Origin of the sequence: Sphingomonas elodea ATCC 31461, assembly GCF_000226955.1 — a bacterium.
Taxonomy (GTDB): Bacteria; Pseudomonadota; Alphaproteobacteria; order Sphingomonadales; family Sphingomonadaceae; genus Sphingomonas; species Sphingomonas elodea.
This window is the reverse complement of sequence record NZ_AGFU01000016.1, coordinates 61273-84470: the sequence shown is the minus strand read 5'-3', so window position 1 is coordinate 84470 and position 23198 is coordinate 61273. Positions and strand designations below refer to the sequence as shown.

Annotated in this window: 23 protein-coding genes and 1 pseudogene; 14 read left to right on the top strand and 10 right to left on the bottom strand. The window is 66.9% G+C overall.

The genetic code is table 11. From position 1 onward, the window contains the following. Positions 1-90: 90 nt before the first annotated feature. The 3 genes from acs to KK7_RS22835 all read left to right on the top strand — a co-directional run bounded on the left by acs (position 91) and on the right by KK7_RS22835 (position 4526). Positions 91-2028: an acetate--CoA ligase gene (gene acs / locus KK7_RS0106030; RefSeq protein ID WP_010543740.1), complete on the top strand. Its 1938-nt coding sequence runs from the start codon at positions 91-93 to the stop codon at positions 2026-2028. 140 nt (positions 2029-2168) lie between these two features. Then, complete coding sequence (locus KK7_RS0106025; RefSeq protein WP_010543739.1) at positions 2169-4199, top strand: M13 family metallopeptidase; 2031 nt, start codon at positions 2169-2171, stop codon at positions 4197-4199. 189 nt (positions 4200-4388) lie between these two features. Beyond that, positions 4389-4526, top strand: a complete 138-nt coding sequence (locus KK7_RS22835) for a hypothetical protein (RefSeq protein ID WP_157999984.1) — start codon at positions 4389-4391, stop codon at positions 4524-4526. Positions 4527-4623: 97 nt separating this feature from the next. Here the strand turns inward: KK7_RS22835 and KK7_RS0106015 are convergent, their stop codons facing one another. Then, positions 4624-6417: a peptide MFS transporter gene (locus KK7_RS0106015; protein ID WP_010543738.1), complete on the bottom strand. Its 1794-nt coding sequence runs from the start codon at positions 6415-6417 to the stop codon at positions 4624-4626. A 130-nt stretch (positions 6418-6547) separates the two neighbouring features. Between KK7_RS0106015 and KK7_RS0106010 the strand changes: the two genes are divergently transcribed. From KK7_RS0106010 to KK7_RS22490, 6 genes and pseudogenes are all read left to right on the top strand, one after another. Next, the gene (locus KK7_RS0106010; RefSeq protein WP_010543737.1) at positions 6548-7129 is read left to right on the top strand and encodes a nitroreductase family protein; all 582 of its coding nucleotides are present in this window, start codon (positions 6548-6550) and stop codon (positions 7127-7129) included. A gap of 37 nt (positions 7130-7166) precedes the next feature. Continuing rightward, positions 7167-7529 carry a GntR family transcriptional regulator gene (locus KK7_RS0106005; RefSeq protein ID WP_029622903.1) on the top strand — a complete coding sequence of 121 codons (363 nt, stop codon included), beginning with the start codon at positions 7167-7169 and terminating at the stop codon, positions 7527-7529. 4 nt (positions 7530-7533) lie between these two features. Beyond that, positions 7534-8379 (top strand): signal peptidase I, encoded by an 846-nt coding sequence (gene lepB / locus KK7_RS0106000; protein ID WP_010543735.1) that lies wholly within the window; start codon positions 7534-7536, stop codon positions 8377-8379. Further along, the gene (locus tag KK7_RS0105995) at positions 8376-8597 is read left to right on the top strand and encodes a hypothetical protein (RefSeq protein ID WP_010543734.1); all 222 of its coding nucleotides are present in this window, start codon (positions 8376-8378) and stop codon (positions 8595-8597) included. The genes lepB and KK7_RS0105995 overlap by 4 nt, the downstream gene beginning before the upstream one ends. Positions 8598-8639: 42 nt before the next feature. After that, positions 8640-9864 (top strand): annotated as a pseudogene (locus KK7_RS20195) (threonine synthase). Continuing rightward, positions 9861-10646 (top strand): hypothetical protein, encoded by a 786-nt coding sequence (locus KK7_RS22490; RefSeq protein ID WP_157999983.1) that lies wholly within the window; start codon positions 9861-9863, stop codon positions 10644-10646. Before KK7_RS20195 ends, KK7_RS22490 begins: the two are co-directional and overlap by 4 nt. Positions 10647-10697: 51 nt before the next feature. On the opposite strand, the gene KK7_RS0105985 is transcribed toward KK7_RS22490, so the two are convergent. Continuing rightward, positions 10698-12392, bottom strand: a complete 1695-nt coding sequence (locus KK7_RS0105985; protein WP_010543733.1) for an acyl-CoA dehydrogenase family protein — start codon at positions 12390-12392, stop codon at positions 10698-10700. A 42-nt stretch (positions 12393-12434) separates the two neighbouring features. On the opposite strand from KK7_RS0105985, the gene KK7_RS0105980 reads away from it, so the two are divergent. Then, a complete protein-coding gene (locus KK7_RS0105980) occupies positions 12435-13373 on the top strand; it encodes an L-threonylcarbamoyladenylate synthase (protein ID WP_010543732.1) in 939 nt (312 codons plus the stop codon). A 459-nt stretch (positions 13374-13832) separates the two neighbouring features. Here the strand turns inward: KK7_RS0105980 and msrA are convergent, their stop codons facing one another. Next, positions 13833-14378: a peptide-methionine (S)-S-oxide reductase MsrA gene (gene msrA / locus KK7_RS0105975; RefSeq protein WP_010543731.1), complete on the bottom strand. Its 546-nt coding sequence runs from the start codon at positions 14376-14378 to the stop codon at positions 13833-13835. A gap of 67 nt (positions 14379-14445) precedes the next feature. Between msrA and galE the strand changes: the two genes are divergently transcribed. From galE to KK7_RS0105960, 3 genes are all read left to right on the top strand, one after another. After that, positions 14446-15444 (top strand): UDP-glucose 4-epimerase GalE, encoded by a 999-nt coding sequence (galE, locus tag KK7_RS0105970; RefSeq protein WP_010543730.1) that lies wholly within the window; start codon positions 14446-14448, stop codon positions 15442-15444. Positions 15445-15522: 78 nt separating this feature from the next. Continuing rightward, positions 15523-15798, top strand: coding sequence for a hypothetical protein (locus KK7_RS0105965; protein WP_138983915.1), 276 nt, complete (start codon positions 15523-15525; stop codon positions 15796-15798). Positions 15799-15974: 176 nt separating this feature from the next. Beyond that, the gene (locus tag KK7_RS0105960) at positions 15975-16946 is read left to right on the top strand and encodes a DUF6624 domain-containing protein (protein ID WP_237709144.1); all 972 of its coding nucleotides are present in this window, start codon (positions 15975-15977) and stop codon (positions 16944-16946) included. A 27-nt stretch (positions 16947-16973) separates the two neighbouring features. Here KK7_RS0105960 and KK7_RS0105955 read toward each other — a convergent pair whose 3' ends face one another. The 3 genes from KK7_RS0105955 to KK7_RS0105945 all read right to left on the bottom strand — a co-directional run bounded on the left by KK7_RS0105955 (position 16974) and on the right by KK7_RS0105945 (position 19051). Next, positions 16974-18050, bottom strand: a complete 1077-nt coding sequence (locus tag KK7_RS0105955; protein WP_010543727.1) for a 5-(carboxyamino)imidazole ribonucleotide synthase — start codon at positions 18048-18050, stop codon at positions 16974-16976. Next, on the bottom strand, positions 18047-18532 hold the full coding sequence (gene purE, locus KK7_RS0105950) for a 5-(carboxyamino)imidazole ribonucleotide mutase (RefSeq protein WP_010543726.1): 486 nt from the start codon (positions 18530-18532) through the stop codon (positions 18047-18049). The genes KK7_RS0105955 and purE overlap by 4 nt, the downstream gene beginning before the upstream one ends. Before the next feature lie 63 nt (positions 18533-18595). Further along, positions 18596-19051, bottom strand: a complete 456-nt coding sequence (locus KK7_RS0105945) for a DUF2721 domain-containing protein (RefSeq protein ID WP_010543725.1) — start codon at positions 19049-19051, stop codon at positions 18596-18598. Between the two features lie 82 nt (positions 19052-19133). Between KK7_RS0105945 and KK7_RS0105940 the strand changes: the two genes are divergently transcribed. Beyond that, positions 19134-20207, top strand: coding sequence for a GNAT family N-acetyltransferase (locus KK7_RS0105940; RefSeq protein ID WP_010543724.1), 1074 nt, complete (start codon positions 19134-19136; stop codon positions 20205-20207). On the opposite strand, the gene KK7_RS0105935 is transcribed toward KK7_RS0105940, so the two are convergent. The 4 genes from KK7_RS0105935 to KK7_RS0105920 all read right to left on the bottom strand — a co-directional run bounded on the left by KK7_RS0105935 (position 20183) and on the right by KK7_RS0105920 (position 23161). After that, on the bottom strand, positions 20183-20776 hold the full coding sequence (locus KK7_RS0105935) for an NUDIX domain-containing protein (protein WP_010543723.1): 594 nt from the start codon (positions 20774-20776) through the stop codon (positions 20183-20185). The two genes, KK7_RS0105940 and KK7_RS0105935, sit on opposite strands and share 25 nt — an antisense overlap. Next, a complete protein-coding gene (trmB, locus tag KK7_RS0105930) occupies positions 20763-21443 on the bottom strand; it encodes a tRNA (guanosine(46)-N7)-methyltransferase TrmB (RefSeq protein ID WP_010543722.1) in 681 nt (226 codons plus the stop codon). Before trmB ends, KK7_RS0105935 begins: the two co-directional genes overlap by 14 nt. A 58-nt stretch (positions 21444-21501) precedes the next feature. Next, positions 21502-22242 carry an EAL domain-containing protein gene (locus KK7_RS0105925; RefSeq protein WP_010543721.1) on the bottom strand — a complete coding sequence of 247 codons (741 nt, stop codon included), beginning with the start codon at positions 22240-22242 and terminating at the stop codon, positions 21502-21504. A gap of 157 nt (positions 22243-22399) precedes the next feature. After that, positions 22400-23161, bottom strand: coding sequence for an EAL domain-containing protein (locus KK7_RS0105920; protein ID WP_010543720.1), 762 nt, complete (start codon positions 23159-23161; stop codon positions 22400-22402). Positions 23162-23198 lie beyond the last annotated feature (37 nt).

Sequence of the window (23198 nt, the reverse complement as noted above, 5' to 3'; positions counted from 1 at the left end):
CATGGGGTACCGTAACGATCTTGCGCAGGCAGGTGCCTTGCCTAGCCACCCCTTGCGCCCCTAGATGCCCGCCGACCAGGAGGGGTCTTGATGAGCGAGAATCTGTATCCGGTGCCGGAAGCCTGGGCGCGCCATGCCCGCGTCGATGCCGCAGCGTATGAACGTCTCCACGCCCAGTCGCTGTCCGATCCGGACGGCTTCTGGCTCGAACAGGCCAGGCGGCTCGACTGGATCGTGCCGCCGCAGACGGCCGGGGACTGGTCGTTCAACGAGGCCGATTTCCGCATCCGCTGGTTCGCCGACGGCAAGCTCAACGTCGCGGCCAACTGCCTCGACCGGCATCTGGCGAGCCGCGGGGGCGAGACCGCGATCCTGTGGGAGCCGGACGACCCCAGCGAAGAGGCGCGCCGGATCACCTATCTTGAGCTCTATGAAGAGGTCTGCCGCTTCGCCAATGTGCTGAAGGCGGAAGGCGTGCAGAAGGGCGACCGCGTCACCGTCTACATGCCGATGATTCCCGAGGCGGCGGTGGCGCTGCTTGCCTGCGCGCGGATCGGCGCGATCCATTCGGTGGTGTTCGGCGGGTTCTCGCCCGAGGCCCTGGCCGGCCGCATCGTCGATTGCGACAGCCGCATCGTCATCACCGCCGACGAGGGCCGGCGCGGCGGCAAGCGCGTGCCCTTGAAGGCCAATGTCGACGCAGCCCAGAAGCATGCCCCGGTGCTCGAGAAGGTCATCGTCGTGAAGGCGACGGGCGGGGACGTGCCCATGCAGCCCGGCCGCGACCTCTGGTATCACGAGGCCGCCGCCAGGGTTTCCGCCGACTGTCCGGCCGAGCCGATGGACGCCGAGGATCCGCTGTTCATCCTCTACACCTCGGGATCGACCGGCAAGCCCAAGGGCGTGCTGCATTCGAGCGGCGGCTATCTGCTCTGGGCGGCGTACAGCCATGAGGTGGTGTTCGATTACCGGCCGGGCCAGGTCTATTGGTGCGCGGCCGATATCGGCTGGGTCACCGGGCACAGCTATATCGTCTACGGCCCGCTGGCGAACGGCGGCACCACGCTGATGTTCGAAGGCGTGCCGACCTGGCCCGATGCCGGCCGGATGTGGCAGGTGGTCGACCGGCACCAGGTCGAGATCCTCTACACCGCGCCGACCGCGCTGCGCGCGCTGATGAAGGAGGGCGATAGCTACGTTACGTCGACCAGCCGGAAGTCGCTCAAGCTGCTCGGCTCGGTGGGCGAGCCGATCAACCCGGAGGCGTGGCGCTGGTATCACGACGTGGTGGGCGAGGGGCGCTGCCCGATCGTCGACACCTGGTGGCAGACCGAGACCGGCGGCCACATGATCACCCCGCTGCCGGGCGCGACCGCGCTGAAACCCGGTTCGGCGTCGATGCCCTTCTTCGGGATCGAGCCGCAGCTGGTCGACGGCGATGGCGCACTGCTGGAGGGCGCGACCGAGGGCAATCTCGTCATCGCGCGGAGCTGGCCGGGGCAGATGCGCACCGTCTGGGGCGACCACGAGCGCTTCTTCCAGACCTATTTCACCACCTATCGCGGCAAGTATTTCACCGGCGACGGCTGCCGCCGCGATTCCGACGGCTATTACTGGATCACCGGGCGGGTGGACGACGTGATCAACGTCTCGGGCCACCGCATGGGCACCGCCGAGGTGGAGAGCGCGCTGGTGCTGCACGACAAGGTGGCGGAAGCCGCGGTCGTCGGCATGCCGCACGACATCAAGGGCCAGGGCATCTATGCCTATGTGACGCTCAACGCGGGCGAGGAGTCGAGCGAGGGCTTGCGCAAGGAGTTGCGCGACTGGGTGCGCACCGAGATCGGCCCGATCGCCACGCCGGACGCGATTCAGTTCGCGCCTGGCCTGCCCAAGACCCGCTCGGGCAAGATCATGCGCCGCATCCTGCGCAAGATCGCGGAGGGCGATGTCAGCAGCCTGGGCGACACCTCGACGCTGGCGGATCCGTCGGTCGTCGACGATCTGGTGGCGAATCGGGTAGGCTGATCGTGACCCTCCTTCCCCGCAGAACGGGGGAGGAGGGGTGCCCGTTTGGGCAGTTTCCCTTGTAACAAAATTCCATTGCGACGCATGAAACTGGCCGTTACACTCCGGTAACACACACCGAGGTGGGGAAGCCTAACACCATGAAATTGCGTTGTTCTCTCTTTCTTGCCAGCGCTGCGGCGCTGCTCGTCTCCGCGCCTGCGCTCGCCCAGACCGGCAAGCCCTATTATGGCAGCTTCGGCGTCGACATGACCGCGCAGAAGCCCGGCGTGAAGCCCGGCGACGACTTCTGGACCTATGCGAATGGCGGCTGGGCCGATCGTACCCAGATCGCGGCCGACCGCACCTCGGCGGGCCCGTTCGTTGACCTCGCGCTGGCGGCGGAAACCAATGTTCGCACACTGCTCGACGACATGGCCAAGAACCCCGCCGCCTATGGCGCGAGTGGCAAGCAGATCGGCGATTTCTACGCCAGCTGGATGGACGAGGCGGGTATCGAGGCGCGCGGCACGGCGCCGCTCAAGCCCTATCTCGCCCGCATCGCCGGCGTGCAGGACAAGACCGCGCTGCAGGTGCTGTTCGCCAGCGTCGGCTATGCGACGCCGGTCGAGGTGGAGATCTCCCCCGGCTTTGCGGATCCGACCCGCTACACCGCCGCGGTCGGCCAGGGCAGCCTCGGCATGCCGCGCGACTATTTCCTGAACCCGGGCGAGAAGTTCGAGGGCTTCCGCAAGGCCTATCGCGCCTATGTGCAGCAGATCCAGGAACTGGCGGGCATCCCCGATGCGTCTGCCAAGGCCGATGCGATCGTCGCGCTCGAAATGGCGATGGCCAAGGTGCAGTGGTCGCCCGAGCAGAGCCGCGACATCGCCAAGCTCAACGATCCGCAGACCATCGCCGGCCTGAAGGCCAAGGCACCCGAGTTCGACTGGGCGCTGATGCTGAAGACCGCGGGCGTCGACAGCTCGCCGCAGATCCTGATGGCGCAGAACACCGCGCTGATCGCGTTGGCCAAGATCTTCGCCGAGACACCGCTCCAGACCTGGAAGGACTATCTCGCCTATCGCTTCGTCAGCGATCACGCGACCTATCTGCCCAAGGCGTTCGATCAGGCCCGCTTCGACTTCTATTCGAAGACGCTCTCCGGCGTGCCGGCCCAGCGCGAGCGCTGGAAGCGCGGCGTGCAGATGGTCAACGGCGCGCTCGGCGAAGCGGTCGGCAAGGCCTATGTCGCCAAATATTATCCGCCCGAGGCGGAAAAGCAGATGGCCGAGCTGATCGAGAATCTGCGCGACTCCTACCGCGAGCGGATCGAGGCCTCGACCTGGATGGACGAGGCGACCCGCAAGGCCGCGCTCGCCAAGCTCGCCGCCTTCGAGCCGCGCATCGGGCATCCCGACAAGTATATCGATTATTCGTCGCTCACCGTGGATCGCGGCGATATCCTGGGTAACGTGATGCGCTCGGGCGAATTCCAGCACCAGCTGCAGCTGGCGCGCTTCCCCAAGCCGGTCGACCGCACGCTTTGGGCGATGACGCCGCAGACGGTGAACGCCTATTACAACCCGCTGTCGAACCAGATCACCTTCCCGGCCGCGATCCTGCAGCCGCCCTTCTTCGATCCCAAGGCCGATCCGGCGGTGAACTATGGCGCGATCGGCGCGGTGATCGGCCACGAAATGGGCCATGGCTTCGACGACCAGGGCAGCATGTTCGGCCCGACCGGCAAGCTGGAGAACTGGTGGACGCCCAAGGCAAAGGCCGATTTTGGTGCGCGCACGGCGGCGCTGGCCGGCCAGTACGACACCTATGAGCCGCTGCCGGGCATGAAGATCAACGGCAAGCTCACGCTCGGCGAGAATATCGGCGATCTGGGCGGGGTCGAGGCGGCGTATGGCGCCTACCAGAAGTACCAGGCCAAGCACGGCAAGGCGAAGACGGTCGACGGCCTGAGCGGCGACCAGCGCTTCTTCCTCGGCTGGGGCCAGGCCTGGCGGGTGAAGATGCGCGAGGATGCGCTGCGTCAGCAGCTCGTCGTCGACCCGCACTCGCCCGCGACCGCGCGCGTCAACGGCGTCGTCCGCAACGTCGATGCCTGGTACAAGGCATTCAACATCCAGCCGGGCGACAAGCTCTATCTGCCGCCCGAGCAGCGCGTCCACATCTGGTAAGCGCACCCCCGTATCAATACGGAAAAGGCCCGGCGGAGACGCCGGGCCTTTTTGTATTTCCGGAGGAGAAATCGCGTCAGTTGCACGAGACGCAACCGGCCGACTCCGGCTTTGCAGTTGCGGAATCGGGGGCTCGAAACCAGATGCGCCGCCGACGCTGCATTGCAGCAAAGCTATTCGAGGTTTCCCATGTTTTCGCTGATCGCGCTCTATTTCGCCCATCGTCGCCTGGCTGCCGAGGCTGGCCAGCCGGTCGTGGCGAACGGCCGCGCCCTTGCGGCAGCCAATGAGCAGGACGCGATCCCGGCGCTGCCGCTGGCGGCCTGAACCGAGACTCGTTCGCCCACTCCCCCCTCGGGCGAACGACAGGGGCGCCGCTGTTCCCCCCAATGTACGCGGCGCCCCGTCCCAGTTTTGCCGGCACTTACTTCACGCCGTGCATCCAGCGCTTGAGCGGCCAGCTGAGCAGCAGCAGGACCAGGCCGAGCCCGATCGCCCATTGCGAGATCAGCGTGAACACGCTGAGATAGGTATCCAGGCTGACCTTGAGGTTGGTCACCTGGCCGCCCACCGTCTCGACGCTGGCGAACTGCGCGATCACGCCCGCCACATACTGCGCGACCGAGATCGACAGGAACCACACGCCCATCATCATGCCGACGATCCGCGCGATCGACAGCTTGGTGATCATGCTGAGGCCTACCGGCGAGATGCACAGCTCGGCGAAGCTGTGGATGAAGTAGAGCCCGGCGATCCACCAGACCGAGACCTTGAAGCTCGCATCCGCCCAGTTGGCGCCCCACACCAGGAACAGGAAGCCGCAGCCGACGGCGACCAGCGCGATGCCGAACTTCACCGGGATGCTCGGCTCGAGCCCACGCTTGCCGAGTGCGCCCCACATCATCGACATCAGCGGCGCGAGCAGCACGATGAACAGCGCGTTGAAGCTCTGCGTCTGCCCCGCAGTCATGGTGAACCAGCCGAAGATCGACAGGTTGGTGTTGCGATCGGCGAAGAGGGTGAGCGACGAGCCCGCCTGTTCGAACAGCGTCCAGAAGACGACGTTGAAGACGATCAGCACCATCGCGGCGAGCATCATCTGGAACTCGCGGCGATCGCCGGCAAAGAACGACCAGATGAGGATGGCCGGCACACCGATCAGGAAGGTGCCGAACAGCAGCTTGCCCATCAGCGACAGCGAGGCGACATAGCCGAGCAGGCCCGAGCCCGCGGGGGCGGGTTCGGCGGCCATCAGGTTGGTGTAGAGCAGGTAGAAGAGCGGTACGACGCAGATCGCGCCGACATAGATCAGCAGCTGCTGCCGGCCCGTTGCCGCCTTGGCGGGGGGCTCGCCGATGCCGTTCAGCTTGCCGCCGTCCAGCTGGATCAGCGCCCAGGAGAACATCATGCCGATCGCGGCGAGGCCGAAGCCCGCCCACCAGCCGACCGCCACGGCCAGCCATGGGCACAGCGCCTGGGACAGGGTGGAGCCGAGATTGATGCCCATGTAGAAAATGGTGAAACCGGCATCGCGGCGCGTATCGCCATTCGGATAGAGTTCGCCGACCATCGTGGAGATGTTCGGCTTGAAGAAGCCGTTGCCGACCGAGACCATCGAGAGCGCGATCAGCATCACCATCACGTAGAAGGGGCTGCGATCGGCCTCGGATTCGAATCCGCCCTTGGCGATCGTCCGCACCGTCTGGCCGTTCTCGCTCAGCGTGATCGAGCCGTCGTCATTGCCCTTGATCAGCTGCTTATGGCCGGCATCGAGCACATAGCGCTGCTCGCCGGCGGCGGTCTTCTCGATCACCACTTCATAGCGCTGGCCGTCGATCTTGGCGTAGGGCGTGGCGGTCTGGCCGCCGAAGCACAGCACGAAATAGCCGATCGACATCAGGATCGCGCCGAACTTCACCGCGCGCTTGGAGCCGAGGAACTGGTCCGCCAGATAGCCGCCGACCAGCGGGGTGAGATAGACGAGCGCGGTATAGCCGCCGTACAGGCCGGTCGCCTCGCGATCGCCGAACAGGAAATGCTGGGTGAGGTAGAGCGTCAGCAACGCCCGCATGCCGTAGAAGCCGAAGCGTTCCCACATCTCGGTGGAGAACAGCCGCGCGAGCTGGCGGGGATGACCGAACCAGGTTTTTTCGTCGGCAGGGTTTACGTGGGAGATATCCGGTTCTGCCGGGGAATCGGCAGTGGGTGTGTCGACCATGCAGGTTTTCGTCCTAAGGTTGGGAGCCGGGCGCATGGGCCCGGTGCATGGGGGCGCAGACTAGAGCCTGCATCGCCGCTGTAAAGTCGTGCCGCTTGGCGGCGGCGGAGCGGCACTCTAGATGGCCCCCATGACCTTCAACGATCGCACCACGCCGCTCACGCTCCTCCAGACCCGCCGCTCCGGCAAGCCGCGCGATCTGGCGGCACCGGGGCCGAGCCCCGAGCAGCTCGACCAGATGGTGGCGATTGCCGCGCGCACGCCCGATCACGGCAAGCTCGCCCCCTGGCGCTTCGTGATCGTACCGGACGAGGCGCGGCCTGCGCTCGCGCGCAAGCTGGTGGAGATCCTGTGCGCCGAGAACCCGGCGGCGACCGCGCGGGACGAGGAGGCGGCGGCCCAATTCGCCACCCAGGCGCCCTCGCTGGTGGTGGTGCTCTCGGCGCCCGTCCAGCCGCACAAGATCCCGCTATGGGAGCAGGAATTGTCGGCCGGCGCGGCCTGCATGAACCTGCTCCACGCCGCCCACGCGATGGGCTTTGCCGGCGGCTGGCTGACCGGCTGGCCGGCCTATTCCCCTGCCGTGCGCGACCTGTTCGGCGACGACGGCCAGCGCATCGCGGGCTTCGTCTTCCTCGGCACGCCGTCGCGTCCGTTGGAGGAGCGTCCGCGCGGTGAACTGTCCCGGATCGTCCATCGGTGGATTCCCTGAGTATGGACTCGCAGGCCATGTGCTGTATTATGGCAGCATGACAGCCCTGGAGCACGAAGACAGCCCGGTCTACCTCAAGCTGCGCGCGATCATCGCCGCGGCGATCCTGCGCGGCCAGTACCGTGCGGGCGACCAGCTTCCCTCGGTCCGCGCGCTTGCCGCCGAGCATGGCGCGAACCCGCTGACCGTGGCCAAGGCCTATCAGAGCTTCCAGGACGACGGCTATGTCGAGGTGCGCCGCGGCGTGGGCATGTTCGTCGTCTCCGGCGCGGTGGAACGGCTGCGAATGGCGGAGCGCGAGCGCTTTCTCACCAGCTTTTGGCCGCGCGTGAAGGACCATATCTCCCTTCTCGGCCTCGACGTGCGCGAGCTGCTCGACGGCAGCCACGAGATCGCCTGACACCATGGCCGAGGATCCCAAGCCCGGCTGGTTGCGTACGCTGGGGGGCTGGGTGGTCGCGCTCGGGATCTTCTTCCTGTTCCAGAGCGCGGTGGCGCGGCCCTACTATATCCCGTCGGGCTCGATGATGCCTGCGCTGCGCACCGGCGACCGGCTGGTGGCGAGCAAATTTCCTTATGGCTTCTCCCAGGCCTCCTTTCCGATCCATGGCAAGGACATTGCGAGGACGCGACTGTTCGGCCGCACGCCGGAGCGCGGCGATATCGTCATCGTCGTGCGGCGGGGGGACGGCGAGGACCTGATCAAACGCGTGATCGGACTGCCGGGCGACACGATTGCGGTGCGCCATGGCCAGGTGATCCTGAACGGCAAGGCCGTTCCGCGGGTGCCGAACGGCGTCGCCGCGATTCCCGTCGACGCGGCGGTGCCGTGCGACCAGGGGCCGCTGGCGGCATTCCGCAAGGCCGGGCCGGACGGCAAGCTCACCTGCCAGCTGCCGCTGTACCGCGAGACGCTGCCGGGCGGCGCCAGCTATGATGTGGTGGACCTGGGCGATAGCGTGCTGCCCGGCGGCTATGTGAGCCCGGGCGACACCTATGGACCGATTACCGTACCGGCAGGCCATGTGTTCCTGATGGGCGACAACCGAGACCAGTCCGCCGACAGCCGTTTCGGCTCGGACGCTTTGGGGCTTGGCGGACCGGTGCCGATCGAGACGCTGGCCGGGCGAGCCGAGTTGGTGACGCACAGCTTCAACGGCGAAGGATCGTGGTTCAACCCGCTCGCCTATTTCGGCGCGCTGCGCGTCGATCGCGCGGGCACCAGTCTGCGGCCGGAGCGTGCCAATTGAGCATTGTGCTGCAATGGACGGTCGCCGCGGCGATCCTGCTCCTGATCCCGCTGCTGGTCCGCTTCGGCCGCGGTCGCGCCCGGGGCAAGGCGGGCGCGGCGATGCTGCTGATCGGGCTGGCCTTCGGATCCCTGTTCGACCCGGCTAAGGCCGAGGCGATGGAGACCGTTCACAAGCGTCGCGACCAACGCGAAGAGGCCGGGCAGGACGGCGGATGAGGCCGGTCGACACGCGCCCCGGGCCTGCCTAATCTCCAGTCGATGCAGGACAATAGTCGGGCCGATCGGCCGAGCTTCGTTACCCGCCTCGAATGCTCGATGACGGGTGAGCACTATGCGGCGGACCAGCTGCACCAGCTTTCCCGTGTCGGGCGGCCATTACTCGTGCGCTACGATCTGGAGGGCGTCGCGCAGGCGTTGACCCGCGAGGCGCTGGAGGCCCGGCCGACCGACCTTTGGCGCTGGCGCGAGCTGCTGCCGGTGCGGCGCGCCGAGAACATCGTCTCGCTGGGCGAGATCGAGACACCGTTGATCGCCATCCCCAAGTCCGGTGGTCCCGGTGCAATCGTCAAGGACGAGGGGCGGCTGCCCACCGGCTCGTTCAAGGCGCGCGGCCTGGTGATGGCGGTGAGCATGGCGCGCGAACTGGGCGTCACCCGCATCGCGATGCCGACCAACGGCAATGCCGGGGCAGCACTCGCCGCCTACGCCGCGCGCTGCGGCATCGAGACGGTGATCCTTTGCCCCGAGGAGACGCCGGAAGTGAATGTCCGCGAGATCGCCGCGCAGGGCGCGCGGGTCTACCGCGTCAACGGCCAGATCGACGAGTGCAGCGCGATCGTCGGGCGCGGGGCCACCGAGGGGCGCTGGTTCGATTTCTCGACGCTCAAGGAGCCGTACCGGATCGAGGGCAAGAAGACGATGGGGCTCGAACTCGCCGCCCAGTGCGGCTGGGAACTGCCCGACGCGATCTTCTATCCCACCGGCGGCGGCACCGGGCTGATCGGCATGTGGAAAGGCGTTTGACGAGCTGGAGCGGCTCGGCTGGATCGGATCGAAGCGGCCGCGCATGTATGCCGTGCAGGCCTCGGGCTGCGCGCCGATCGTACGGGCCTATGAGGCGGGCGAGGAGCATGCCGAGCGCTGGGAGAATGCCGCGACGGTGGCGGCGGGCATCCGCGTGCCGCGCGCGGTGGGCGATTTCCTGATCCTGCGCGCGGTGCGCGATTCCGGCGGCCGGGCGCTGGCGGTGGGCGATCCGGCGATCCTGCAGGCGGTGGACGACTGCGCACGCAAGGACGGGCTGCTGCTCTGCCCCGAGGGCGGCGCGACGCTGGCCGCCTATCGGCAGGCGATGCGCGACGGGTTGGTGGATCCGGAGGAGCGGACCGTGCTGTTCAATTGCGCGACGGGGCTGAAATATCCGATGCCGGAGGCGGGGACGTGGCTGGACAAGGATGCGGTGGGGGATTTGGGGGCGTTGTGACGAAGCGAACGAAAACAAAGACCACTCGAAAGAAGTTTGGTATTCCTCCTCGAAATAAGGTTTCCTCAATTAGAATTGATCGAGAAAATGGCCTCGTTTTCGTCATAACAAACGATATCATTCAAAATGTGTTAAGGCGGGATGGGCCTAGAGTTAGAAGGTCTTTTGATGCTTTGACGCGCTCTGACGTGTCTGAATGCAGTGCATTGCTTGGGGAGGTGATGCACATTTTGATGAAACACCTCCCAAAATTTGAAGATTATGGCTACAAGGCAACTGTTTCTAGGCTTCTGAATACAGCGGCTAACACGTATCTGGCTAGCATCGAAACCGCCCGTCATGGCTTCAGGCGTCAATATGGGGTGCTTGCTCGTACGTTCATTGAATTGATAGCGACGGTCATAGTGATCGCTACGCGGCCAGATGCGTTAGAGAAATTTCATGAGGGGAATCTGCCTTCCCCTAAATGTATCGGTTGGGCAAAAAATGTTCTTGAGCCGATCGGTATATACTACGGGCTACTCAGTGACCAATTTGCTCACGTGGGTCCAGTTCACGCGATTCTTGAGTCTCCGAAGCCGTACGACGTCGATGACCGAGCTCTTCGATTCATCGTAGGTACGATGCGGGCAAATATATGGATGCTATATCTCGTCGCTGAGTTGGCTTATCACGACGATATAAGTGATCTAAGATACTGGCGGCTGCACGAAGATGGTGTGTTATACGATCCTTCAGATGAAGAGAGGGCTTGGATGAGTGCCTTTCTTAGGGATCCTTGATGCAATATTTCTTGAGATGTTGTTTGGCTTGAGCAGGGCGGGTGCGAAGTCTCACGCCGCGAATGCCTCCGCCTCCACCGCGTACAGCACCGCCGCCTTCGCCATCGCCGCCGCGCGCAGGCCGAGCGCTTCGGGCACGATCTGCTCGACATAGAAGCGCGCTGCCGCCTGCTTCATCTTCAGGAAGCCCGGCTCGCCGTCGCCCTGTGCCGCCAGCCGTCCGCTCTTCTCCATCAGCCAGCCGCACACCGCCACCGACAGCATGGTCAGGAAGGGATAGCTCGCCGCCAGCCGGTCGTCGGCATCGGCGCCGAGCAGGTTGCGGCCGACTTCCTCGCAGGCGTCGATCAGCTGGCGCAGCCCGGCATCCTCGGCCTCGGCGCGCATATCGGCGAGCAGGCCGAGCAGCGTCGCGCCATTGTCCATGCTCAGCTTGCGGCCGACCAGGTCGGCGGCCTGGATGCCGTTGGTGCCCTCGTAGATCGGGGTGATGCGGGCGTCGCGGAAATGCTGGGCGGCGCCGGTCTCCTCGATATAGCCCATGCCGCCATGGACCTGCAGGCCGAGGCTCGCGACTTCGTTGCCGATATCGGTCGCATGCGCCTTGGCGAGCGGGGTGAGCAGCTCGACGCGCTTGTCGGCTTCCGCGTCGCCGGCGCGGCCGCGATCCAGCTGGCCGAAGGCGTAATAGACCAGCGCGCGGGCGGCCTGGGTCTGCGCCTTCATCCGCAGCAGCATGCGGCGGACGTCCGGATGTTCGATGATCGCCGTCGGCGCGCCGCCGCGATATCCCTGCACGCGCTCGCGGGCATAGGCGACCGCGCGCTGGGTGGCGCGCTCGGCAACCTGCACGCCCTGCAGGCCGACATTGAGCCGCGCATTGTTCATCATCGTGAACATGGCGCGGATGCCGCCCAGCTCGGGGCCGATCAACTCGCCGATGCAGTCGTCCTGGTCGCCGAAGCTCAGCACGCAGGTGGGCGAGGCGTGCAGGCCCATCTTGTGCTCGATCGAGACGACATGCACGTCGTTGAAATCGCCCGGCGTGCCGTTCGCGTTCAGCCGGTATTTGGGCACGAGGAACAGCGACAGGCCCTTGGTGCCCGCAGGAGCGCCCGGCGTGCGGGCAAGGACGAGGTGGACGATGTTGTCCGCCATGTCATGGTCGCCGAACGAGATGTAGATCTTGGTGCCCTTGATCTTCCACTTGCCGTCGCCCGTCGGCTCGGCCTTGGTCTTCACCGCGCCGACGTCCGATCCCGCCTGCGGTTCGGTGAGGTTCATCGTGCCGGTCCATTCGCCGGTGGCCAGCTTGGGCAGATAGAGCGCCTGCTGTTCGGGCGAACCGTGATGGTGCAGCGCCTCGACCGCGCCGACGGTGAGCACCGGGCACAGGCAGAAGCCCATGTTCGCCGTGCCCAGCGTCTCCAGCACCGCGACCGACAGGCTGACCGGCAGGCCCTGGCCGCCATGTTCGGCCGGCGAGCCGATCGTGCCCCAGCCGCCATCGACATAGGCGCGGTAGGCCGCGGCGAAGCCTTCCGGCATCGTCACGCCGTTCTGGGTCCAGCGCGCGCCTTCGGTGTCCCCCAGCCGTTCCAGCGGCGCCCATTCGCCCGCGGCGAACTGGCCGGCGCCTTCCAGCACGGCGTCGAGCAGGTCGGGCGTGGCCTCTTCGCTGATCTCGGACAGGCGGACGATATGGTCGAGCACGAAACGCTGCTCGGCGGTTGCGGGGGTGAACATCAGGCCTCTCTCTTGTGATCTTGTTGACAGCAATATAGCGCCTTGCGGGTGACCCCAGCAAATCCGCGCATCTTACCCTACGGCGAGGCTGCACTTGGCGAGGCCGCTGCGCTGATCCGGCGCGGCGAATCGGTCGCGGTGCCTACCGAGACCGTCTACGGGCTTGCCGCCGACGCGACCGATTCGGACGCGGTGGCGGGCATTTATGCGGCGAAGGGGCGACCCTCGTTCAATCCGCTGATCGTGCATGTCGCCGACATGGCCATGGCCGAGACGATCGCGCGGTTCGACCACGAGGCGCGGGCGCTGGCGGCACGATTCTGGCCGGGGCCGCTCACCATGGTTCTGCCCTTGGCGGAAGGATCGCCGGTCGCCAGCCTCGTCACCGCCGGACTGCCCACGGTGGCGCTGCGCATGCCCGATCACCGCGCGATGCAGGGGCTGATCCGTGCCAGCGGGCGCCCGCTGGCGGCCCCTTCGGCCAATGCCAGTGGCGGGATCAGCCCGACCCGGGCCGCGCATGTCGCGGCAAGCCTCGCCGGCCGCATCCCGTTGGTGATCGACGACGGTGCGACCAGCGCGGGCATCGAATCCACGATCGTGGATCCTGCGCTGCGCCGCATCCTGCGGCCCGGCCCGGTTCCCGCCGAGGACCTTCCCGGCTATGCCACCGGGGTCACGCCGGGAGCGATCACCGCGCCGGGGCAGCTTGCCAGCCACTATGCCCCGTCCAAGCCCTTGCGGCTGCAGGCGGAACAGGCGGCGGCGGATGAGTGGCTGATCGGCTTCGGCGCGGTGACGGGCGACGATACCCTATCCGCTACCGGCGACCTGCGCGAGGCGGCGGCGTGCCTGTTCGATGCGCTGCACCGCGCCGATGCGTCGGATCGTCCGCGTATCGCCGTCGCGCCGATTCCGTCGACCGGGCTTGGCTGGGCAATTCGAGACCGACTCGCCCGCGCCGCCTATCCGCGCGGCTGAACAGCGAGCGCCGGCGAACAAGAACGATAGCAGCACGACGGCGAGCCAGGCTGTAGGGTGGATCGGGCGCTGTACAGTTCTTGTGATCGACTTCCGTCATCGATGTCAGAAACGTGCATCAACATGAAGTGAGTATGAAAGCCCGGGACCATGTGGTTTTCGTCCCATTCTGGGTAGTCCGTATACGATCATTTCTTTACAGCCGCTGCCAAGTTTCTAGGCTGGATCTGCCGCCAAGCCCGCGGGAACAGACGGGAATGGCGGTGGGTGATGGATCTGGAGCGCGCTGAGCGATCCACCCGAACGTCGGGCAGTCGATCGTTGTGCCGGTGCATCATCAAAGAGAGCGGAACCCGAACCGCGTCTGGTGCTATTCATGCACTATCCGACGTTGTTCGTAGCCGCGACCGGCATCGTTGCCGGACGCGGTCCCGAAAACCCCCCGTGGGAGGGCGTGGCTTACGCGGCCGCGCCCTCTTTCGCTTTGTTGGCGAAGCTCTTGCGCAGCTTGCGGAGCTTGGGCGGGATCACCGCCAGGCAATAGGGGTTCCGCTGGCCTTCGCCCTGCCAATATTCCTGGTGATAGTCCTCGGCCGGCCACCACTGGCCCAGCGGCTCGATCGTGGTGACGATCGGCTGCGGCCAATCGGGGCGGGCGCGCTCGATCGCGTCCAGCGCCTCGCGCTCCTGCTCGGCCGAATGCGGGAAGATCGCCGAGCGATACTGGGTGCCGATGTCGTTGCCCTGGCGGTTGAGCTGGGTCGGGTCATGGGTGGCGAGGAAGATGTCGAGGATCTCGCCATAGCTCACCACATCGGTATCGAAGCGCACCCGGATCGCCTCGGCATGGCCGGTGCTGCCGCTGCAGACTTCCTTGTAGGTGGGGTTGTCCTTGGTGCCGCCGATATAGCCGCTCTCGACGCCCTGAACGCCGATCACGTCGTTGAACACCGCTTCCGTGCACCAGAAGCAACCGCCGGCGAGCGTCGCCGTTTCGATTGTCATTACGAGGAACTCCTTGCTTGTGGGCCCAAGATAGGGTGGAGCCGGCGCAGAACAAAGAGGATGGCGTATGCGCGACGGTACGGTGCTGGTGACGGGTGGTGCGGGGTATATCGGCAGCCATGCGGTGCTGGCGCTGCTCGACGCCGGCTGGCGCGTGGTCGTTGTCGACAATCTGGTGACCGGATTCGAGTGGGCGGTGGATCCCCGCGCCGCGCTGGTGGTGGCGAACATCGACGATGCCGAGGCGGTGCGCCGCGCGATCCGCGACCACGATGTGACGGCCGTGATGCATTTTGCCGGATCGGTGGTGGTGCCGGAATCGGTAACCGACCCGCTCAAATACTACCGCAACAACACCGCCGCCAGCCGCACGCTGATCGAAAGCGTGGTGGCGGAAGGCGTGCGCCACTTCATCTTCTCCTCCACCGCCGCCACCTATGGCATTCCCGAGCAGGTGCCGGTGCGCGAGGATTCCCCCAAGGTGCCGATCAACCCGTACGGCATGTCCAAGCTGATGACCGAGATCATGCTGAAGGACGTCGCCGCCGCGCATCCGCTCAACTATTGCGCGCTGCGCTACTTCAACGTCGCAGGCGCCGATCCGCAGGGGCGCACCGGCCAGTCGACTGCGGGCGCGACGCACCTGATCAAGGTGGCGGTGGAGGCGGCGACCGGCAAGCGCGGCCATGTCAGCGTGTTCGGCACTGATTTCGCGACGCCGGACGGCACCGGCGTGCGCGACTATATCCATGTCAGCGACCTGGCCGCCGCGCATGTCGATGCGCTCGACCTGCTGATCGCGCGGCCCGAGGAAAGCCACACGATGAACTGCGGCTATGGTCGGGGCTTCTCGGTGCTGGAGGTGCTCGACGCGGTGGATCGGGTCACCAACAGGACGATCGAGCGCAAGCTGGAAGGCCGCCGCGCCGGCGATCCCGACGCGCTGGTGGCGGACAACAGCGCGATCCTGGCGGCGCTGCCCTGGCGGCCGAAGCATGCGGATCTGAACGGCATCGTCCGTGACGCCCTTGCCTGGGAACGCAAGCTCGCCGAGCGGGGACGATAGAAGGGCAGCAGATCTTCTGCTATTCTCGCGGCCGCCCGTCCCAGAACGACGGGCTGCATCGGGGAGGTTGCCATGTGGATGGTCCTGCTGCTTTCGGCGCTCACCAAAGATGCCGCACCCGCACCGAAGATCGTGCCGGTGCCGCCGGCGATGGCCGTGCCGGTCGTCCGCACGTCCGGCGGACGCTGCCAGAATGCGCGAGTCAGACAGGTACAGGGCCGCGGTGAGGCCGTGCCCGCAAACCGGCGCCTGACGGAGGAGCCGCTGGCCGACCTGTCCCGCGCGATCGTGCGCGATGCGTCGTGCGACCGGCCGGAGATCGTGGCGAAGCGCGTCGGTGATACGCAGCGCTGAGGCGCGCGCGTCGATCGTCTTCATGCACGGGTGGCGCAAGATGTAGCGCCAGCATCTGGCTTCTTTACAGCGGCGGCGAGGCGATGAATATCTGTCCTCGGCGGGCGAGTGCTGCGCGTTTCGGGGGAATGTCCATGAAGATCGGTCGCATTGTTGGTGTGCTCATAGCCGCCTTGATGCTGACTGCTGCCAGCGAACCGCCACCGGAACTTGCCCGCTACTTTCATGGCGAAGCATTCGATCCCGGCGATTTCGGCTGGATGCGCGGAGGGTTTGCCGGGGCCACGCCTGCGGAGGCCCGGACCTACGCCGCCGTCAATGCCTGGCTGACGGCGTGCTTCGAGGAAGGCAAGGCGCATACCCGCGACGAACTCGCGGCGATGGGCGTGCAGCATGCCGACCTGGCGACCATGCCTCCACGCGATCTGCGCTGCGATGTCGTCGCAACCGCCCAAAGCGCGGCGCGGGAACGCAGCGCCACCTGGGCGGAATTCCAGCAGCATGTCGCCGAGGCGCGGCCCTTCGCGACCAGCTTCCTGCTGGCGTTGCGGCTCGCCGAGGAAATGGCGATGCCGCGTGCGGCTGCATCGCTCGAGGAACGCATCCTCGCGCGGACGATCGGCGAACAGGTGCTGCGCAAGGCAACCGACTGGGGCGCGGGCGAGATGGCGGACGCGCCGCGTCTCTCGGACGGTGCGCGCGCGGTATTGATCGCCCAGCTCTCCGTGGCGATGGGCGAACGGGATTTCGCCAATACCGCGTGGTTGAAGGCCGAAGTGGCGAAGGACGCCTGGCCGACGATCGCGCGCGCGGGCGAATCGGGATCGATGATGGCGTGGCTGCTGGTGCAGCATGCCGATGCGGATCCGGCGTTCCAGCTGCGCGCGCTCCGGCTGATGGCGCCGCTCGCCGCGCGCGGCGAGGTCAACAAGCGCAATTACGCCTATCTCTACGACCGGGTCATGCTCAAGATCTCGGGCAAGCAGCGCTACGCGACGCAGGTGACATGCACCGCCGGAAAGCGGGTGCCGTTGCCGCTGGAGGACGCCGCGAAGATGCCGGCGCTGCGCAGCGAGGCAGGCCTCGAGCCGCTGGCGGACTATATCAAGAGCTTCGACGGCTTCAGCCCCTGCCCCAAGGCGTCGTGATCCGAACGCCAGGGCAGGGGCGGGGCCTCAGCCCCGCTTCACCCGCGTGACATGCCCCATCTTCCGCCCCGGCCGGGCCTGGCCCTTGCCGTAAAGGTGGAGATGGGTGCCCGGCTCGGCGAGCAGCTCGGGCCAGCGGTTCGCCTCGTCGCCGATCAGGTTTTCCATTTCCACATGGCTGCCGGTCAGCGCGGTCGAGCCCAAGGGCAGGCCGCAGATCGCGCGGACATGGTTCTCGAACTGCGAGGTCTCGGCGCCCTCGATCGTCCAGTGCCCGCTATTGTGGACGCGCGGCGCCATTTCGTTGAACACCGGGCCCTGCTCGGTCGCGAAGAACTCGCAGGTCAGCACGCCGATATGGCCCAGCGCCTCGGCGACGCGGCCCGAAAGCGCCGCCGCCTCGGTCCAGTGGCGGGCGATCTCGGCGGGGGCGGGCAAAGTGGAGCGGGCGAGGATGCCGTCCTTGTGCTCGTTCCAGGGCGGCGGATAGCTGGCCAGCGTGCCGTCCAAGCCCCGCACCGTGATGATCGAGAATTCGTGGCTGAAGGTGACGAAGCCTTCGAGGATCGCCGGGCGTTCCCCGATCGCTGCCCAGGCCGCGTCCGCTTCCGAGGCATCGTGCAGGCGCACCTGGCCCTTGCCGTCATAGCCGAGCCGCAGCGTCTTCAGGATCGACGGCGCGCCGATCCTGGCGATCGCTTCGTGCAGCTCGTCGCGGGTGGTGACCAGCGCCCAGGGCGCGGTGCGGCCGCCGAGCTCCGCCACGAACGATTTCTCGTTGGCGCGGTCCTGCGCGATCTCCAGGCTCTTGGCGCCAGGGCGGACCGGCACCTTGCTCGCCAGATGCGCGACGGGGGCAAGGGCGACATTCTCGAACTCGTAGGTGATCACGTCGGCGTGGCTCGCGAGTTCGTCGAGCACGATATGGCTGTGATAATCGGCGCGGGTGAAGCTGGAGGCGGTCTGCGCGGCGATGCTTTCCTCGTCGGGGGCGAGGACATGGGTGCGATAGCCGAGCTGCGCTGCCGCGACCGCGATCATCCGGCCGAGCTGGCCGCCGCCGAGGATGCCGATGGTGGAACCGGGGGGGAGGATGTCGCTCATGCCGGTTCCTCCGCGACGCTTTCGGTCTGGGCGGTGCGCCAGGCGATCAGCTTTTCGGTGAGCGCGTCGTCCGAGGTGGCGAGGATCGCGGCGGCGAGCAGCGCGGCGTTCTTCGCGCCGGCCTTGCCGATCGCCAGCGTGCCGACGGGAATGCCGCCGGGCATCTGGACGATCGAATAGAGGCTATCGAGCCCCTTCATCGTCTTGGATTCGACCGGCACGCCCAGCACCGGCAGGTGCGTCATCGCCGCGGCCATGCCGGGGAGGTGCGCCGCGCCGCCGGCGCCGGCGATGATCACCTTCAGGCCGCGAGCCGCCGCGCCGGTGGCATAGTCATACAGCCGCTGCGGGGTGCGGTGCGCGGAGACGACCCTGGTCTCGTGCGGAATGCCAAGCTCCTCCAGGATCGACGCGGCGTGGCGCATCGTCTCCCAATCGGAGGTGCTGCCCATGATGATGCCGATAAGAGGTGCGTCCGCCATTGCCTGCCCGACCGTGGAATGGAAGCGCGGGTGTTAGTGAGGCAGGGCGCTGAGGGCAATGGGTCAGCGGTCGAGTTCGAGCAGTTCCTGGCGGACATGGATCGCCTTCAAGGACATCCGCACCTCGACGAGGAAATAGAGCAGCCCCGCGATCAGCAGCAGCATCGAGATGATGAAGGCGACCGCGACCCAGATGCCGACATGGAGGTTGGCCAGCCGCGACACGAACATCAGCGCGACGACGAAGCAGATCGCCAGCGCGCTGGCGGTGCACAGGAAGATCGCGTTGTTGATCACCGAGATGCGGCGATCGATGATGCGCAGCTCCCACACATGGCGGTCATGCTCCGGGCCGCTGGAGCGGGGATGCAGTTCCTCGATGATCCGCGCGCGATCGACGATGCGGGCGAGCCGGCCCACCATCGTGTTCAGGAACGCGCCGATGCCGGCGAGAAGGAATACCGGCGCGATCGCAGCCTGGATCGTTTCCGAGACGGTGGAGAGATAGGGACCTTCCATGCGCGCGTTATGCAAGCGGGCGTGCGGCGCTTGCAAGCATGGGCTGCACCGGATGGTAAGGGGTGGGCGCTAGGGGGGTAGCATGGCTCTGCCTGCTTCCCGCTCCGATCCGGCATTTCGCGTTACCTGCACGGCGGGTCTCGCGACGGCCCTCGACAGGGTCGCCGAGCAGGCGCCGGAGAGCCACCGCTTCCTCCGCCGCGGCTGGTATGCGGCGGCGCTCCAGGCCTATGGCGGCGCCGGACGCACCCTGGTGGTAGAGGCGGAGCGCGTGCCGGTGGCGGCGCTGCCGATGATCGCGAAGGGGCCGAACTGGCTGGGGCTGGCCGAGATACCCGGCTGCTACTGGCCGTTTCGGAGCTTCCCCCTGGCGCAGGGGGCGAGCCCGCTTGCGGCGGATGCGCTGCTGGACAGGCTCGCGCGCATCGTGCGGGCGCTGCGGATCGGGCCGGTATATGATGATGACGCCGCACTCGCCTGGCTGAAGGCGGGGGCCGTTCGGCGGGGTTGGACGCTGCTCGAACGCCGCCTCGCCGGTTCCTGGCTGCTCGACATGGCCGCGCTGTCGGCGAGGGGCGAATGGCCGCGGGGATCGACGCTGCGCAAGAATCGCTATTTCGAGAAGCAGCTGCGCAGCGAAGGCACCGTCGACTGGGACTTTGCCGGGCCAGACTTCGCCGACCTGGCAGATATCGAGCGGCGCAGCTGGATCGCCACCCGCACCGACGGCAGCGACGCCAAGTTCACCGAAACGGGGCACGGCGCCTTCTGGCGGGCAGCGGCACGCGATCCGGTACTCGCTGCCATGTTCTCGGCGGCGGTGTTGCGGATCGACGGTCGGGCGATGGCCTTCTCCTTCGATCTGGTGACCGGCACGCGCATCCACGCCATCGCCAACAGCTATGATCCTGCCGTGGCCAAGCATTCGCCGGGGAGGGTGCTGCAGTATCGCAATCTCGTGCGCGCGCTGGAGCGCGGTGTCGCCCAGGTCGACTGGGGGGCGGGCGACAGCGGGTACAAACAGACAATGGGCGCGGTGCCCGGACCCGCGATCCGCGACTGGATCCTGGTGCGGCCGGGCGTCGAGGGATGGGCGGCGCGGCTGCTGCGCAGGGGCTGGGGACGCAGCGGTCAGGCGGCTGGCGGCCAGGCCTGAGCGGCGAGCCGCTCGCGCAAGGCGAGGACCAGCATCGCGGTCTTCATGTCGGCCAGCGCCGCCATGCCCTTCGCCCAGAGGGCGTCGAGCCCAATCTCGATGACCTCGATATCCTCATGATCCTGCGCCAGGCCGCCGCCGGCGGACGTGCGGTCGGCGAGGCTGTAGGGCGCCAGATAGAGGCTCAGCCGCTCGGTGGAGACGGCCGGCATCGAAAAGAAATGGCCGACAAGCTCGATCGCGCCCAGCGACAGACCGCATTCCTCCATCGCCTCGCGGCGGGCGGTGGATTCGATATCCTCACCAGGATCGACGCGCCCGGCCAGCACCTCGTACAGCGGGGTGCTCTCGTCGCGAAAGAGCATCGGCGGGCGCGACTGGCGGACCAGCAGCACCGTGCCGCGCGCCGCATCATAGGGCAGGACGGCGACGGCATCGCCGTGATCCTCGATCTGGCGGGTGATGCGGCTGCCGTCGGGCGTCACCAGCGTCGCCAGCAGCATCCGCCCCCAGCCCTGATAGACGGTCTCGACGCCTTCGATGCGGTGGCCGGTCTCAGACCCGGACATAGCGGAAGTACCACACCTCATGGCCCTGGCGGCGTGCCTTGCGCTCGTAGCGGGTCTCCGGCCAGTCGGCGGGTCGGGTGAGGAAATCCTGCGCGGTCTGCGCCTGCCAGACGAAGTCCTTGCGCTGGCCCATCACCATCATCGCCCAGCGGCAATAGGTGGGATCGTCGGTGCCGAGGCGGAACTCGCTGCCGGGCTTGAGCTTGGCGGCGATCAGGTCGAGCGGGCCGTGGTTGACCATGCGGCGCTTGGCATGGCGCGCCTTGGGCCAGGGATCGGGGTGGAGCAGATAGACGCGGCTGAGGCTGGCGTCGGGCAGCCGCTCGATCACTTCCAGCGCGTCGCCCATGTGCAGGCGCACATTGGCGAGTTCCCCGTCGCGGATGTGATTGAGCGCGCCCACCACGCCGTTGAGGAAGGGCTCGCAACCGATGAAGCCGTGGTCGGGCCGCATCGCCGCCTGACCGGCAAGGTGTTCGCCGCCGCCAAAGCCGATCTCGACTTCCAGCGGGCGATCGTCGCCGAACAGGGTGACGGCATCGAGCGGGCCGGCTTCGGGCACGCTCAGTTGGGGCAGCAGCTCCTCGACAAGGGCGGACTGGCCCTGGCGGAGCTTGTGGCCCTGGCGGCGGCCATACAGACGACGGATGGTGATGGGATCGGCCATGGGGCGCAGCGCATAGTCGCGTGGCCGCGCGCTGGCAAATCTCCGAGGAGGTTCAGGTTCAGGCCGCGAGGCGGGTGGTGGCGAACGCCGCGCCCCAGCGGCGCACCGGGTGGGTGTAGCGACGGACGCGCGGCTGGATGCGCAGTTCGCCCTCGAAGTGGCGAAGGCCGGCGGCGACGGCGGCGCGGTGTTCGGCTTCCTCGGTCGGGGCGGGGGCGACGACGGTGACGCCCATGCCGCGGGCGAGGCGCAGCACGCCCTCGACCAGCCGCGCGCGCGCGGGGGCGACGTCGAGGCGGTGGGCAAGCGCCGGCGCCAGACGGATCAGCCGCGGCGAGCAATGGGCGAGCAGCCCAAGCGCCAGTGGACCGGCGTCGAAATCCGCGAGGCCGATCATCAGGCCGCGATCGGTGCAGGCGTGGATCATCGCTGCGGCGGCATCGCGATCGGCGGTCTCGTCCGCGCTGATCTCGACGACGACACGGTCCAGCGGAAAGCGGTGACGCAGCGCGGCGCGGAACAAGTGGGTGAGCAACCGGTCGGCAGCGCCGGCGTGGAGCTGGACCGGCACGATCAGCAGGCCGCCCGACTCGGCCAGCTGGGCCTCGGCTGCCTCGGCAAAGGCACGTTCAAGGCGAACCCCTTCCAATGCGGTGCGATCTTCGCGCGGCAGGATCGCATCGGCCGTATGAAAGGCTTGGGCAGGGGCGTGAATGGCGGCGTGCCAGGCGAACGGTTCGGCCTGGCCCTGCGCCGTCAGCGGCCGCAGATTGATCCGCAGGTTCATCGTGTTTGCCATGATCCGTGCTCCTCTACCCGATTCTTCCGAACCTGAAGATTGGGTAACCAAAGTCGCCGGCCCGGCCCATTCCGTGCGTCGCCGCAGCGGATTCGTCCGAATGGGGAATCTACGAAGGTTGCCTTCGCGACTCCCCCGATTCGGAGGGAGTCGTCGCTCAGGCGGCAGCGTTGAGACGGAGTGCCGGTGACGGCAGGACGCCTACCTGCGGCAGGGCAATCAGATCGCCCTGCATCAACGTGACCTCAAGCGAGCGAAGTCGATCATGCTCGGCACGGGTCGAAACGCCCTCGGCGATCAGCCGGATCCGGCCTCGCTTGGCAATCTCCACCACCCGTTCGACCACGATCCTCTTTGCCCAGCTACTGCAAAGGCTGTGAACCAGCTCGGGTGCCAGTTTCAGCGTATCGGGCGTAAAGGCAGAGAGCAGGTCCAGTCCCATGTCGCCTGCGCCGAAATCGTCGAAGGCGATCAGGAAGCCCAGCTTGCGATAGGCCTTCATCAACCCGAGCATCTTGTCGCTTTCGAGATGATCGCGATCGCTGAACTCGAACACCAGCTCACGCGCGGGGAAGCCCAGCCGGCGGACGATCCGCAGCATGCGATCGGCATCGGCGACGGGATCGGTGATGTAGCGCGGCATCACCTTCACGGCGAGCCGGGTGTGCCGCTCGGTAATGCCCAGCGCCATCGCCTGCTCCAGCGCGGCGACGCGGCAGCGTAGATCGAAGGTGGCGCGCTTTTCCTCTGGCACCGTCTCGACAAACGCGGCCGGGCTCTCGCCCTCGGGGCCGCGGAACGTTGCCTCATAGGCGGTGACGATAAGGGTCGAGGTGTTGACGACCGGTTGGAACGCCATCGCAAACCAGTCCCGGGGAATGGGTTCCTGGCGCGGAACGGGGACGATTTGGTCGAGCACGGGGCATCTCCAATCTTGATCCCCGTACCCTGGACAA